The sequence below is a fragment of the [Clostridium] citroniae WAL-17108 genome, assembly GCF_000233455.1.
Classification (GTDB): domain Bacteria; phylum Bacillota; class Clostridia; order Lachnospirales; family Lachnospiraceae; genus Enterocloster; species Enterocloster citroniae.
This window is the reverse complement of record NZ_JH376422.1, coordinates 267167-278386: the sequence shown is the minus strand read 5'-3', so window position 1 is coordinate 278386 and position 11220 is coordinate 267167. Positions and strand designations below refer to the sequence as shown.

Annotated in this window: 19 protein-coding genes; 17 read left to right on the top strand and 2 right to left on the bottom strand. The window is 48.1% G+C overall.

The genetic code is table 11. From position 1 onward, the window contains the following. Positions 1-1148: 1148 nt before the first annotated feature. Positions 1149-1520: a helix-turn-helix domain-containing protein gene (locus HMPREF9469_RS14500; protein ID WP_151189888.1), complete on the bottom strand. Its 372-nt coding sequence runs from the start codon at positions 1518-1520 to the stop codon at positions 1149-1151. A 195-nt stretch (positions 1521-1715) separates the two neighbouring features. Between HMPREF9469_RS14500 and HMPREF9469_RS14495 the strand changes: the two genes are divergently transcribed. Then, complete coding sequence (locus tag HMPREF9469_RS14495) at positions 1716-1952, top strand: helix-turn-helix domain-containing protein (RefSeq protein WP_007863142.1); 237 nt, start codon at positions 1716-1718, stop codon at positions 1950-1952. 14 nt (positions 1953-1966) lie between these two features. Beyond that, a complete protein-coding gene (locus HMPREF9469_RS14490; RefSeq protein ID WP_007863140.1) occupies positions 1967-2182 on the top strand; it encodes a hypothetical protein in 216 nt (71 codons plus the stop codon). On the opposite strand, the gene HMPREF9469_RS14485 is transcribed toward HMPREF9469_RS14490, so the two are convergent. Continuing rightward, a complete protein-coding gene (locus HMPREF9469_RS14485; RefSeq protein ID WP_007863138.1) occupies positions 2175-2555 on the bottom strand; it encodes a hypothetical protein in 381 nt (126 codons plus the stop codon). The two genes, HMPREF9469_RS14490 and HMPREF9469_RS14485, sit on opposite strands and share 8 nt — an antisense overlap. Before the next feature lie 134 nt (positions 2556-2689). On the opposite strand from HMPREF9469_RS14485, the gene HMPREF9469_RS14480 reads away from it, so the two are divergent. The 15 genes from HMPREF9469_RS14480 (at position 2690) to HMPREF9469_RS14415 (ending at position 11171) form a co-directional block, all read left to right on the top strand. Then, the gene (locus tag HMPREF9469_RS14480; protein ID WP_007863136.1) at positions 2690-4651 is read left to right on the top strand and encodes a Mu transposase C-terminal domain-containing protein; all 1962 of its coding nucleotides are present in this window, start codon (positions 2690-2692) and stop codon (positions 4649-4651) included. Between the two features lie 24 nt (positions 4652-4675). Then, complete coding sequence (locus HMPREF9469_RS14475; RefSeq protein ID WP_007863134.1) at positions 4676-5638, top strand: AAA family ATPase; 963 nt, start codon at positions 4676-4678, stop codon at positions 5636-5638. 13 nt (positions 5639-5651) lie between these two features. Further along, a complete protein-coding gene (locus HMPREF9469_RS14470; RefSeq protein ID WP_002595631.1) occupies positions 5652-5921 on the top strand; it encodes a hypothetical protein in 270 nt (89 codons plus the stop codon). A 127-nt stretch (positions 5922-6048) separates the two neighbouring features. Beyond that, positions 6049-6444 carry a hypothetical protein gene (locus HMPREF9469_RS14465; RefSeq protein ID WP_002595630.1) on the top strand — a complete coding sequence of 132 codons (396 nt, stop codon included), beginning with the start codon at positions 6049-6051 and terminating at the stop codon, positions 6442-6444. Next, on the top strand, positions 6428-6604 hold the full coding sequence (locus HMPREF9469_RS32455; protein ID WP_002595629.1) for a hypothetical protein: 177 nt from the start codon (positions 6428-6430) through the stop codon (positions 6602-6604). Before HMPREF9469_RS14465 ends, HMPREF9469_RS32455 begins: the two co-directional genes overlap by 17 nt. 148 nt (positions 6605-6752) lie before the next feature. Further along, complete coding sequence (locus tag HMPREF9469_RS14460; RefSeq protein ID WP_007863132.1) at positions 6753-7238, top strand: Gp49 family protein; 486 nt, start codon at positions 6753-6755, stop codon at positions 7236-7238. Then, a complete protein-coding gene (locus HMPREF9469_RS14455; protein ID WP_002595627.1) occupies positions 7219-7491 on the top strand; it encodes a hypothetical protein in 273 nt (90 codons plus the stop codon). The genes HMPREF9469_RS14460 and HMPREF9469_RS14455 overlap by 20 nt, the downstream gene beginning before the upstream one ends. Positions 7492-7583: 92 nt before the next feature. Further along, entirely contained in the window at positions 7584-7823 is a 240-nt protein-coding gene (locus HMPREF9469_RS14450; RefSeq protein WP_007863130.1) for an AbrB/MazE/SpoVT family DNA-binding domain-containing protein, read from the top strand. Further along, positions 7820-8476, top strand: a complete 657-nt coding sequence (locus tag HMPREF9469_RS14445; protein ID WP_007863128.1) for a hypothetical protein — start codon at positions 7820-7822, stop codon at positions 8474-8476. Before HMPREF9469_RS14450 ends, HMPREF9469_RS14445 begins: the two co-directional genes overlap by 4 nt. Positions 8477-8524: 48 nt before the next feature. After that, positions 8525-9019 carry a regulatory protein GemA gene (locus HMPREF9469_RS14440; protein WP_007863126.1) on the top strand — a complete coding sequence of 165 codons (495 nt, stop codon included), beginning with the start codon at positions 8525-8527 and terminating at the stop codon, positions 9017-9019. Next, on the top strand, positions 9003-9326 hold the full coding sequence (locus HMPREF9469_RS14435) for a Mor transcription activator family protein (RefSeq protein ID WP_007863125.1): 324 nt from the start codon (positions 9003-9005) through the stop codon (positions 9324-9326). The genes HMPREF9469_RS14440 and HMPREF9469_RS14435 overlap by 17 nt, the downstream gene beginning before the upstream one ends. A gap of 93 nt (positions 9327-9419) precedes the next feature. Next, positions 9420-9785: a hypothetical protein gene (locus HMPREF9469_RS14430; protein WP_002570877.1), complete on the top strand. Its 366-nt coding sequence runs from the start codon at positions 9420-9422 to the stop codon at positions 9783-9785. Positions 9786-9790: 5 nt separating this feature from the next. Further along, entirely contained in the window at positions 9791-10129 is a 339-nt protein-coding gene (locus HMPREF9469_RS14425; RefSeq protein WP_007863124.1) for a hypothetical protein, read from the top strand. Continuing rightward, a complete protein-coding gene (locus tag HMPREF9469_RS14420; protein ID WP_227125930.1) occupies positions 10114-10686 on the top strand; it encodes a phage protein Gp27 family protein in 573 nt (190 codons plus the stop codon). The genes HMPREF9469_RS14425 and HMPREF9469_RS14420 overlap by 16 nt, the downstream gene beginning before the upstream one ends. 2 nt (positions 10687-10688) lie before the next feature. Next, positions 10689-11171, top strand: coding sequence for a transcription termination/antitermination NusG family protein (locus HMPREF9469_RS14415; RefSeq protein WP_007863121.1), 483 nt, complete (start codon positions 10689-10691; stop codon positions 11169-11171). Positions 11172-11220 lie beyond the last annotated feature (49 nt).

Sequence of the window (11220 nt, the reverse complement as noted above, 5' to 3'; positions counted from 1 at the left end):
TTTGCTTTTGTCTTAAGAGGTTTTACATTTAAAGGAAGACAGTAATACAAAAGTTTACATACATTGAGGGTATACGAAGCTTTCAAGAGATAGAAATCTTGACAGACTCAAATGGTATTCTATTTGTTTCTCTGTATGGAAGAATAAAAGAGATCGCAGATAAAAACGGCATATCGCAGATTCTTTTGTCCGTGTCTTATGAGAGAAGGACTATTGTGTCAATGGCATTTGCGGAATAGAAGATTCGACTGAAATGTAATACAGAGAAGCATGAATATGGTAACCTGAATTAACCCTTGTAATGCATTGTAAGCCGTTGTGTTGGCTTTTAGCTTATCGCACGGCTAACCCACAGAAAACTGGGCAATACGGCCGCTTCTGTTATTTAAGTCCATCGAAACCAGACATTAGCAGTGATGAAAATGATGCAATGTCAAAACAATTATGTGCAGCCGGAAATAATGTCGATTATAATAAGCATTTGTCCCAATAAAAAAATTAGAAGATTTGTATCTTAGCATCTATTCCGCCGCAGCAACACATTAAGAGGCGGAAGGTTACAAATGAAGATAAATTAAGCAAATTTGCATCCTTAAGGTAAAGGGGATGTAAGTTTTCATGTAGAATGCAAAGTAGGCCAACCTCGACCCCTTATAGACCCTTAAAACTCCTTACATGGTCAGAAAGCTCATGAAATGGGGATATTTTAGGCTTAACGGACTATAAATAGGCTTAGAGTTTTTATGTAAGTTTAATGCCAACTTGAAAAATTAGAATGGTCAAAATAAATAGATTTGCCAGAAATATTGAAATCAAGATAGGGGTTTTAAAATACCGTTTAAAAGCGTTTAAAACCTTTTTAAAGAAATTGTGTAAAGTACTTAAAACTATTGATTTTATGTTGTTTTTTTGTTTGAACGGTTAAAAACAGAACCTTTTAAAAGATATATATGAGATATACAAATTTAAAATTTTAATGCCAACCTTAATGCCAACTGAATATATTCATCAAAAGAGGAGCAGACCGTTATTGCTAGGAAGCTCCTCTTTTGTACGCCAGGGGCAAACTGGCATGGTGGTAAATGCAATTAAAATATATCACTCTGTATGATGGAAGTCAATTTGTAAAATGTTGTCATATTGTTCGATTATCCGACCTTGGCGGAATTTTTTGCCTGTTCCATACGATCTAATTCTTCATAGATAATAGTATGGACACGATGCTGACCACGACGATCAAGTTGGCTATATGTGCTAATCAGCTCCTCTTGATCAACACTCAGTCCCTTATCCGTAGAGGGTTCATCCATCCCTGTTAATATCCAATAGCATGAAAATAAATTATCCTTTTTTGAATATTTCATTAATTCGATGATTGCCTCCATAGGTAATCCGCGCTTATTATTTTCAATTGCGCTTAGAGCACCTTGAGAAACACCTATCAATTGTGAAAAATCCTTCTGATTCATTGATAAAATAGTACTTCTTACATATTCTAAACGTTCTCCTATTGTCCCCACAGTGACATCCTCCGAATTCAAAACAATATATAATAATTCAAAATAGTATTGACTTTATTCAAAATAGAATATATACTATTTGTAATAACGTTACATTGAATTATAACACGTTAGAATATAACCGTAAACGTTATTTTGTAACAAACTAACAACAAACGGGAAAAGAACTGCTACAATACCGGGTAAAGGAGGCTGATGAATTTGAAAAATGAAAAGATTACAAGTATAGCGGAGTTCCGCCGTTGGGTACGGATCCAAGTAGCAGGGCAGGAAATGTCTCAGGCGGAGCTGGCGCGGCAGATGCAGATACCGGCTACGCGGATTAGTGAGGCACTGCATGGAAGGATGTCGGGAAGAAAGTACATAATTCCAATTATTGAGAAGCTGGGTGGAAACGTGGAGGATTTTGAAGAGTTATTAAAAGTCATTTGAAAAAGGAGCTCAAAATGAAAGGATGCTATAAGGAATTAGAACAGGCGGGTATTTCAACTGAGGGTGCCAGGACAATCATAGGAACATTCCTTTATTACTATCTGGACGCGGCACAGTATAGTGTTGATGAGTGCTTGAGGTATACAAAAGCCTGGCTAAATATATGCAGGCGGGATTTATTGGAAGAATATCAAAAAGCTCAACCCCGCCTTTGTGAAATGCTTATGTAAATGCTATGAAAGCATAGTCACGAAAGAATGTATAATCATCTTCTGGTACGCTATACAGTTGTTGCCCTTCATTTTGCAGATATGCCACAGAGTGCGCAACGGCGGCCTTAAATCCGACAAGTACACGTGGATCGGAAAAGGAAAACAACTTTTCATAAAACTGTTCATCATCAGGAAAGGATGAATACATCAAGATATCCACAAGATTCATTATAGGATTAGCAAATGTAAACGCCAAATTTAAAGGTACAGGAAGCCTATCTTTTAGAGTCACTTCCAGAAACGCACAGCGTTCAGAAAATTTAGGAACCATGAATAGTTGATGGGCGAGATGGTCAAGGCGTTTAGAAACTTCAACAGCAGTTATGTTCATAACGATACCTCCATTTTTCTTTAAGTATAGCACAATAAAGAATTATGGAACAGTCGAAACAGAGACAACCGCTCCGTCATGCAGAGCCAGCCTCCTGCATTTGATGATGACAGGCTATAGGTGGTGATAAGGATATGGGACAGATGCTGACTGCAAAGCAACTGGCAGAAGTAAAAGGCTGTAGTTTTCAATATATTCAAAAAAAGATAAAAGAAGGAAAGCTCCAGGCTGTAGAAACGGTCAACAGCCGGAACCGTAAGGTCTACCAGATTCCGTTGGAATCCTTAGACGAAGAGCTCCAACAACGCTGGTATCAAATGCAGAAGGAGCAGATAGCTGAGGGAGCCGTCCCGGCGGATCAGGAACCAGAGCAGGAGCAACCTGACCGATATTCAGAAGCGGAACGGAAGGAAATGGATTTCTGGATAGGGCTGATTCGGAAGTGGCAGGAATACCGCTGCATGGCCCCGAGCGGTTCAAAGGCGGAGGTGGATCAGAAATTTATCGCCTGGTGCAGCCTGGAATACCCAGACCGGAACATTTCCCTCGATATCCTTTATCGGAAGTGGAAATCTGTCCGGGAGGATGATCTGAGCGGGTTGATTGACAAGCGTGGAAAATGGAGGAAGGGGAGCAGCGCTATTAACGAAACCGTTTGGCAGGCGTTTCTCTATTACTACCTGGACGAGAGCCAGCACCCAATCCAGAAATGTCTGGAGTATGCAAAGATGTGGATTCGTGAAAATCAGCCGGAGCTGTACGCGGATATTCCAAGCTATTCTGCTTTTTATCGGAGACTGAATAATGAGGTTCCGGAGGGCGTGAAGGTATTGGGACGTGAGGGCCATAAGGCATATAATGATCGCTGTGCTCCACACATTCGTAGGATTTACGAGGACATTGCCAGCAATGAGTGGTGGATTGCGGATAACCATACATTTGACGTGATGGTAAGGGATAAGAGCGGAAAACTCCACCGGCCTTATCTGACGGCCTTCCTGGATGCCAGAAGCGGCATATTTACCGGATACCATATTACATACAATCCCAGTTCAGAGGCTACACTGATTGCCCTCCGGAAAGGAATCCTGAACTACGGTATTCCAGATAACATTTACGTAGATAATGGCCGGGAGTTCCTGACCTTTGATATCGGAGGGCTGGGGCACCGCAGAAAGAAGCCTAAAAATGGCGAGGAGCGGTTTGAACCGCCTGGCGTGTTCAAGCGGCTTGGAATCAACATGACGAATGCCATCGTCCGGAACGCAAAGGCCAAGATTATTGAGCGCCGGTTCCGCGATGTCAAGGATTCCCTGTCAAGGCTGTTTGATACTTATACGGGAGGCAGTGTGGTTGAAAAGCCAGAACGTTTAAAAGGCGTTTTAAAGAAGGATAGAATCTATTCAGATGATGAGTTTCAGGAATATGTCGAGGCAGTGATTGACTATTATTTCAACCTTCAGCCCTATCATGGGGCAGTCCCGGCAGACCATGGAAAACTCAAAATGGATGTATTTAACGAACATCTGATTAAAAAACGCACAGCCACGGCAGAAGCCCTGAATCTCATGCTTATGCGCAGCAGCCGTGCACAGACCGTAGGCAGGCGAGGGGTACACCTGGATATTGCCGGAGGGCGAATTGATTACTGGAACGATGATTTTGTCCATCTAATGCTTGGCAAGAAGGTGTATTTCAGATATGACCCGGATAATCTAAGCGAAGTACGGATTTATGACCTGGAGGACCGTTACATTATGACGGTACCAGCGGATAATGAAGCAGTTCTTTCCTATAATGCCAGCAGAGAAGATGTCAAAGCAGCTATGGCAAAAACCCGGAGGCTGGAAAAGGTTGCTAAGGAATATATTGAACATGCTGTCCTGGCAGATTGTGACAAGGTAACAGCCATGGAACTGGTGCTGAAGGAAGCACAATACAATAAAGAGAATTACCAGGGCAAGGCCAACCCCAAGGTGATAGAGGTTCAGAGGGCAGACGAGGAACCAGCATTTAAGAAGGTGGTTGGAGGTATCAATCTGGACCGAATGATCCGGAATGCGGAAATCAGACATGAACAGGAAAAACAGAGATAAGGGACAGACAGGGAGGTAAATGCAATGAGTAAAGAGTATAACGTAAAATTACAGAAGAAGCTGGAAGATTACCTGGAGGCCGAGGGCCTAAGCCAGGCAAAAGCAGCACCGATCCTGGGGATTAGCGCGGCAGTACTCAGCCAGTACCGCCGAAGCGTCTATGACAAGGGCGATATTGGGGAGGTCGAGAAAAAGCTGGAAGAATTCTTCCGGATCAAGGAAGAACAGGGCCAGAACAGCCGGAAGGCGGAGCCCTTCCGAGCCAGCCTCCAGGGATACATCCCTACATCCATATCGGAAGCGGCCTACAAGTTGATCCGCTACTGTCAGCTTGAGAAGGGGATTGTGGTTATTGACGGAGACGCCGGAATCGGGAAAACCAAGGCAGCTGCCAAGTTTCTTCAGGACAACCCATCCACCACGGTATACCTGAAGGCGGCCCCCAGCACTGGGACATTAAGAAGCCTGTTGAAGATGATCGGGAGGACGTTGAAACTGCCGGAGAACCAGCGGACGGAAGATTTGTCCCTTGCAATCCAGGACAAGCTGAAGGAGACGGATAAAATCATCATCATTGATGAGGCCCAGAACCTAAAATTCATGGCTCTGGAAGAGATAAGGGGCTGGGTGGATGAAGATCCTCTTACGGGGAAGCCGGGAATCGGCATCGTCCTGATCGGTAACGTAGAAGTATACAATAAGATGCTGGGCAGACAGGAAGCCATCTTTTCCCAGCAGTTTAACCGGACCCGGCTCCATGGCCGGTACCGGACTACAGACATCAAAAGGGAAGATGTGGTCAAACTGCTTCCCGCATTGGAAGAACGTAGGATGACGAAAGAGATTGACTACCTGCACAGCATCAGCCGAAGCAAATGGGGAATCCGTGGAATGGTCAATGTGTTCCGTAACGCGGTAAATGATGAGGATGTATCAATGGCTGGACTTGAGCGGGTGGCCGGTACCATGGGAATCAGGTTTATATAGGAGGGGAACAGGCATGAAGCGTTTGAATGAAAAAGTGATAATGATGGTAAGAGGACTTATGATCGGGAGCAGCATGGCGGCAGTACTAACAGTTTTAGTGATGGGGGGCAAGCTTGGAATATGGGGATTCATTAGCGTTCTGGGTTTGATCGTTCTGGCGGGTCTGAGCGGCTGGATGATTGGATTTCAGACCAGAACGCGTCTGGATGCGGATCAGGTGTGGCTGAAGGGATATAAAGAAGGCCGCCAGGACGGATGCCTGATACCTTCACACCGGGAATAACTCATTAGTAAAAAGGGGTCTAGGCCCCTCCTTAATGCAGCCACCTGATGGTGTAGGTCACAAGCCCTGACAAATGCAGAGTGAGGAAACAAAAGGAAGAAGAAAGTATAAAAGGAGGGAGGTTAAGTTGAAGAGTCAGGAGAACCATTCCGTAAGGCTGGAGGAGTTCCTGGCCTGGGTGAAGGAATGTGAGGAGCAGTACCGGACAGCCAGTGAAGCGGTAGCCCTTGAGGACCGGCGTCTGCAGGACCTGCTGCATGAGATGGAGTTTGCGGCCACCAGCAAGGAACGGAGCCGTGTGGCAACGAAGCTCTCCAGGAGCCGGAAGCTTCGCAGGGAACAGAAGGACATCATGAAACGGAATGAGCAGGTAGTGGAATTCTTCCGGGAACAGCCAGCGAGAGCAATCCTTAAACGGATGAATCAACTGGTGGGCCGTCAGAAAACGGAGGAACAGTACCTGGACGGGAAGCGGACATACAAGCCAAGAGTAGAAGGAGGCGGGAATGGAAAAGGAGCATAGGCCCACAGAAATGGGAAAACGATGCCTGTCCTGTCGCCACAGGCGAGTAATAGAGGACAGCAGGGGTGAGAGCATTAGCTTGTGTGCATGCGCAGTGGGAAGGAAGTACCTGAATCCGGTATGCCCCCTTGGGACATGCGGCCGGTATCTGGGATATTAAAACTTAGGCTTTTAAGGAGAAAAAATAACATGATAAAAAGGATTTTGTTTTGGGTAGTGTGGAATATTCCACTTGGAGAACTCGCTCCGTATGTTTTGGGAGTAGCGTTAAAAAGCAAACCGAAAAATTAAAATTGGAGGAAAAACATATGAAGAAATACATAGGAACCAAGCTGGTCCAGGCGCGTCCAATGACAAGAGGCGCGTATAACAGATACCGTGGGTGGGAAAACCCGGCGGATGAAAACCCGGAAGATGAAGGATACCTGATACAGTACCCGGATGGATATGTCAGCTGGAGCCCCAAGGGGATGTTTGACCACTCCTATCTGGAAGTGGATGATAACCCGCAGCTCCCATCCGGCGTGAGCATCGGACCCGGAATGGTGGAGGCGTTCATTGACCAGGTAGAGGTCATGAAGCTGGGGGAGCGCACGACCGTGGTCCGGTGCATCCTGAAAAATGGGTTTGAGCTGGTGGAATCCAGTGCCTGCGTGGACCCAAGAAACTATTCGGAGGAGATTGGCCAGGAGGCCTGCATGGAGAAGATCCGGGACCGGATATGGAACCTCCTTGGTTTCCTGCTCCAGACGGCCTGGATGGGGGTGAGAAAGGATGAAAGCACTAAGGGATGAGTTTTACTTTGAACCCCGTGTGATTGACAGCAGCGGGAAGCTGCGCTGGTATGGGGAAGTATACACCGGCAACATGCTGCTCCCGCACACGGAGGAGACCGTATACATAAGAGATAATGGCAGCAAGCTTTTTATCTATACGCTGGACAGTGACCAGATGAAGCAGGAACAGCGGATTGAAGCGGTATTCACCCTGGTCTGCCAGATACAGAAATACAGTAATAAGTGGCGGTATGGAAAAAGGAACCGCTAAGGGGCAGCCGCCCCTTCCTAATGCAGCCACCGGCTTATAGCCAGTGCGGGTCACAAGCCCTGATCAATGCAGAGTGGGAAAGGAGAAATTCCATGCAGATGAGTAAAAAAGTTACCAAAGGCGGCGGTATCACAATTCCGCGTATGCTCCGCCAGGAAACAGGAATCCTTCCGGGGGTCCCAGTGGATGTGACAGCGGATGAGGCCGGAATCCATATCGCGAAGCATGTCCCAGCCTGCCGGTTCTGCGGGACAGTGGAGGATGTGGCTGCCGTATGCGGGATGGAAGTCTGCCGGACCTGTGCCGGGAAGATTGCGGAGGTGTTCCAGTGACGGAGAAAACAAAGGAAATCAAAGCCAGGGCGGACCGTCTGGTGGAGCTGACGGCCCAGAAGGAGCGGATCCAGGCGGAGATGGAGGAAATCAAGGCGTGGTTTGAGAACCTGGCTGTCAATGACTTAAAGGACACCAAGAAAAAGACCGTGGAATACTGGGGCAGCAGCAATGCCCGGGTGGTGGTGGGAAACAGTGAAACGGTCAAGCCGGTCTCCATGGCGATGGTTAAACGGCTTTTAAATACCGTTTACCCAGACTTTGTAACGGAAAAGACCAGCTATTCCCTTGCAGCTCCGGCCAAGCGCCTGTTCACCATCGCCTATCTTGGCGCCTATACGGAAGGAACACTGGATGATACCATCCAGGCCATCACGAAGGATGAGAAGCTGCAGCGGACGCTGCGTAAGAAGCTGAAGGGAAAGTATGAGAAGGACACGGAAAGCCTGATGAAGTCAGCCGGGCTGGACGCAAAGGAAGCCAGCGACTGGGCCTATCTGGTGTCAGAGGTGGTCAACTGGGAGTGGATGCTCCAGGTGCTGAAGGCAGCCGAATGGAGCGGGACCCCCCAGGAAGCGGTTGATATCATCAACGCGGCCGTGATTGTGGATGAGAGCCTCAAGGTGACGGTAGGAGCGGAAGAAAAAAGTTAGGGATTGTCAGCAGGCCAGGAGGCCATAGAGGAGGGGAGAGATAAAGCCATGAGAAGCATTGACCCATACCAGATGAAGCGGATTTATGCTGTTGGACATCAGTTAAGCCTTGTGGGCCATGACCATGAGGACGAGCTGCATGCGTTGGTGGCAACCATAACCGGGAAAGAGTCCGTGAAGGCCCTGAGCTACCGGGAAGCGGAATCTGTAATTGCCAGGCTTACGCAGCTGCAGGGCGGGCAGGCCCCTCCAAGGCCCCGGCGGGAACGGGAGCATCCATCGAGGCCTGGCGGGGTAACAAGCGGCCAGCAGAAGAAGATATGGGCCCTGATGTATGAGCTGGCCAAGTACGATAAAAAGCCTGGGAGTGTATCACTGGGAGACCGTCTGTGCGCCATCATCAAAAAGGAACTGGGGACGGACGCAATTGCCAGGACACCCTTTGCCTGGATTGACTTTGACTCAGGAAACAAGCTGATTGAAGTATTAAAGGGGTATGTAAAGAGCGCCGGAAGGGGGTGTAAGGATGGACCTGTTGGATAAGGTGCAGATGGAGGACCTGGATGAGGAGCAGCGTACCCTTGCCGGACTCATCGGTATAGAGGCGTTCCGGGCCCTGGTAAGGAACTATAACGGTACCCCCATTTATATCCCCAAGATAGAGAGCCTGGAGAAACCGGTGAGGGACGAACTTATACGGGAGGAGTTTGACGGAAAGAACTACCGTGAGCTTGCCTTGAAATATGGATTGACAGAAACCTGGATTCGGAATATAGTCATAGAGAAAGCCCGCGAGATACGGGCAAAGCCGATGGATGGCCAGATATCCTTAAAAGGAATTTTGTACTAAACTTCTTAAGTACTTTTTTTGAATATTGCCCCATGATGAGATACACTTGCACTAGTTTGCAGGTGTATTTTTTTTTGATTTATGAGGTTAGCGATGAATGAATGGGTCATAACGACGGTAATCACCCTGGGAATCGGGGTTGTCTCATATTTTTTGAAACGGACCATGTCCCAGGTAGACCGGCACGACACGGAGATTCGGGAGGGCCGCGAACAATCTGCCAGTAAAGAGGATTTGAAGGAGCAGACGAAAGAACTTAAGGACGATATCCGGAAAATCCGTGAGGATTATACACCCAGGGATACCCACCAGAAGGACTTTGATGAATGCCGGAAGGACATTAAAGAAATTCGTGAGAACTACCTGACCAAAGATGACTTTATCCGTGAAATCAGCAAGATGGACCGGAAGCTGGACCGGATGATGGAAATGATGATAGAAGCGGCAAAGAAAGGGTGAGTGATATGAACAGAGACGAAATGATGAAACGGATCAGAGCGGATGCATTCCCGGCAAACAACGGATCGGTCCTTACCTGTATCAACCTGCTGAACCGGAGCGGCTTCAGCCCATTGGAGCAGGTCCGGGTAGGAGTGAAAAACTGGGGCGTGGAAAAGCCGGAATTTCTGGACAGCATCCATTTCCTGAAGTTGGCCGGATACATCGAAACGCGTACCATTGAAGGCCGCATTTCTGGCGCGGATCTGGCCGACTACAATTATGACGAATTGGAAGCAAGGGCGTCGGAAAAGGGCATCCGGCTGATGCAGGGAAGTCTGACTGACGAATGTGTGAAGGTATGAGCGGCGAGAACCGGCGTCGCAGCATTGGAAAGGTAGACCGGCTTCCTCCGGAGCTAAAGGATACAGTGGAGCAGATGCTGCTGACCGGAAGCACTTACAAGGAGATTGTGGCATACCTGAAGGAAAACGGTGAGGAAATGAGCCAAATGGCCATTTGCACCTATGCCAAGAAGTACCTGGCCACGGTGGAAATGATTAACGTGGCTCAGAGTAACTTTTCAATGCTGATGGATGAAATGAACCGCTACCCGGATCTGGACACATCGGAGGCGCTTATCCGTCTGGCCAGCCATCATGTGATGAATGCCCTGACGAACGTGGACGAGGAGCAGATGAAGGAAGTGCCGGTGGATAAGCTGATTAAGGAGACTAACGGCCTTATCCGCGCAGCGGCCTACAAGAAGCGTATTGAAGTCCAGACACGGGAGAATTATGAGGCCGGACTGGAAGCGGTTAAGGGACTGGTATTCGAGGCCATGGCCAAGGAACAGCCGGAGCTGTACCGGCAAGTCAGCGCCTATCTGAACAAAAAGAAGCAGGAAGGGATGGAGGGATAGCCATGCTGTGGTATGTGGTCCAGGTGAGAACCGGTGAAGAAAGAGACATTGCCGCGAAACTGACGGACATGGGGTTCCAGACGCTGGCACCGGTGGAGAACCGTCCGGTCCGAAGCGGAGGAGCCTGGGGAACAAAGGAGTATGTACTGTTCCCCGGTTATGTGTTTCTTCAGATGGATTACAATGCCGGAAATTATTACCGGCTGAAGGCTGTCCCAGGAATCGTAAAGCTGCTGTCCGGTACCCTGACCTACCTGGAAGCAGAATGGATCCGGCTGTTGGCCGGACAGGGAGGAATACCTCTGGAGCCCACACTGGTGCGGGAGACAGAGGGGGGCCTGGAGATTGAAACAGGCATCCTGCAGAACTTTAAGAGCCGTATCATACGGATGGATAAGCGGAGCCTCAGGGCTACCATTGAGCTATCTATCTGTGGTGAGAAGAAAGAGGTGCAGCTGGGCATCCGGCTGCCAGAGGAAGTATAGGACAGACAGGAAACGCGAAGAATGCAGACGGTTGATTCGTCCCGGTGCA

Excerpts from the sequence above, each read along its gene's own strand:
- HMPREF9469_RS14495 (WP_007863142.1), top strand. The coding sequence starts at position 1,716 with ATGAATTTGAAAAATGAAAAGATTACAAGTATAGCGGAGTTCCGCCGT.
- HMPREF9469_RS14490 (WP_007863140.1), top strand. The coding sequence starts at position 1,967 with ATGAAAGGATGCTATAAGGAATTAGAACAGGCGGGTATTTCAACTGAG.
- HMPREF9469_RS14485 (WP_007863138.1), bottom strand. The coding sequence starts at position 2,555 with ATGAACATAACTGCTGTTGAAGTTTCTAAACGCCTTGACCATCTCGCC.
- HMPREF9469_RS14480 (WP_007863136.1), top strand. The coding sequence starts at position 2,690 with ATGGGACAGATGCTGACTGCAAAGCAACTGGCAGAAGTAAAAGGCTGT.
- HMPREF9469_RS14475 (WP_007863134.1), top strand. The coding sequence starts at position 4,676 with ATGAGTAAAGAGTATAACGTAAAATTACAGAAGAAGCTGGAAGATTAC.
- HMPREF9469_RS14470 (WP_002595631.1), top strand. The coding sequence starts at position 5,652 with ATGAAGCGTTTGAATGAAAAAGTGATAATGATGGTAAGAGGACTTATG.
- HMPREF9469_RS32455 (WP_002595629.1), top strand. The coding sequence starts at position 6,428 with ATGGAAAAGGAGCATAGGCCCACAGAAATGGGAAAACGATGCCTGTCC.
- HMPREF9469_RS14460 (WP_007863132.1), top strand. The coding sequence starts at position 6,753 with ATGAAGAAATACATAGGAACCAAGCTGGTCCAGGCGCGTCCAATGACA.
- HMPREF9469_RS14455 (WP_002595627.1), top strand. The coding sequence starts at position 7,219 with ATGAAAGCACTAAGGGATGAGTTTTACTTTGAACCCCGTGTGATTGAC.
- HMPREF9469_RS14450 (WP_007863130.1), top strand. The coding sequence starts at position 7,584 with ATGCAGATGAGTAAAAAAGTTACCAAAGGCGGCGGTATCACAATTCCG.
- HMPREF9469_RS14440 (WP_007863126.1), top strand. The coding sequence starts at position 8,525 with ATGAGAAGCATTGACCCATACCAGATGAAGCGGATTTATGCTGTTGGA.
- HMPREF9469_RS14435 (WP_007863125.1), top strand. The coding sequence starts at position 9,003 with ATGGACCTGTTGGATAAGGTGCAGATGGAGGACCTGGATGAGGAGCAG.
- HMPREF9469_RS14430 (WP_002570877.1), top strand. The coding sequence starts at position 9,420 with ATGAATGAATGGGTCATAACGACGGTAATCACCCTGGGAATCGGGGTT.
- HMPREF9469_RS14425 (WP_007863124.1), top strand. The coding sequence starts at position 9,791 with ATGAACAGAGACGAAATGATGAAACGGATCAGAGCGGATGCATTCCCG.
- HMPREF9469_RS14420 (WP_227125930.1), top strand. The coding sequence starts at position 10,114 with ATGTGTGAAGGTATGAGCGGCGAGAACCGGCGTCGCAGCATTGGAAAG.
- HMPREF9469_RS14415 (WP_007863121.1), top strand. The coding sequence starts at position 10,689 with ATGCTGTGGTATGTGGTCCAGGTGAGAACCGGTGAAGAAAGAGACATT.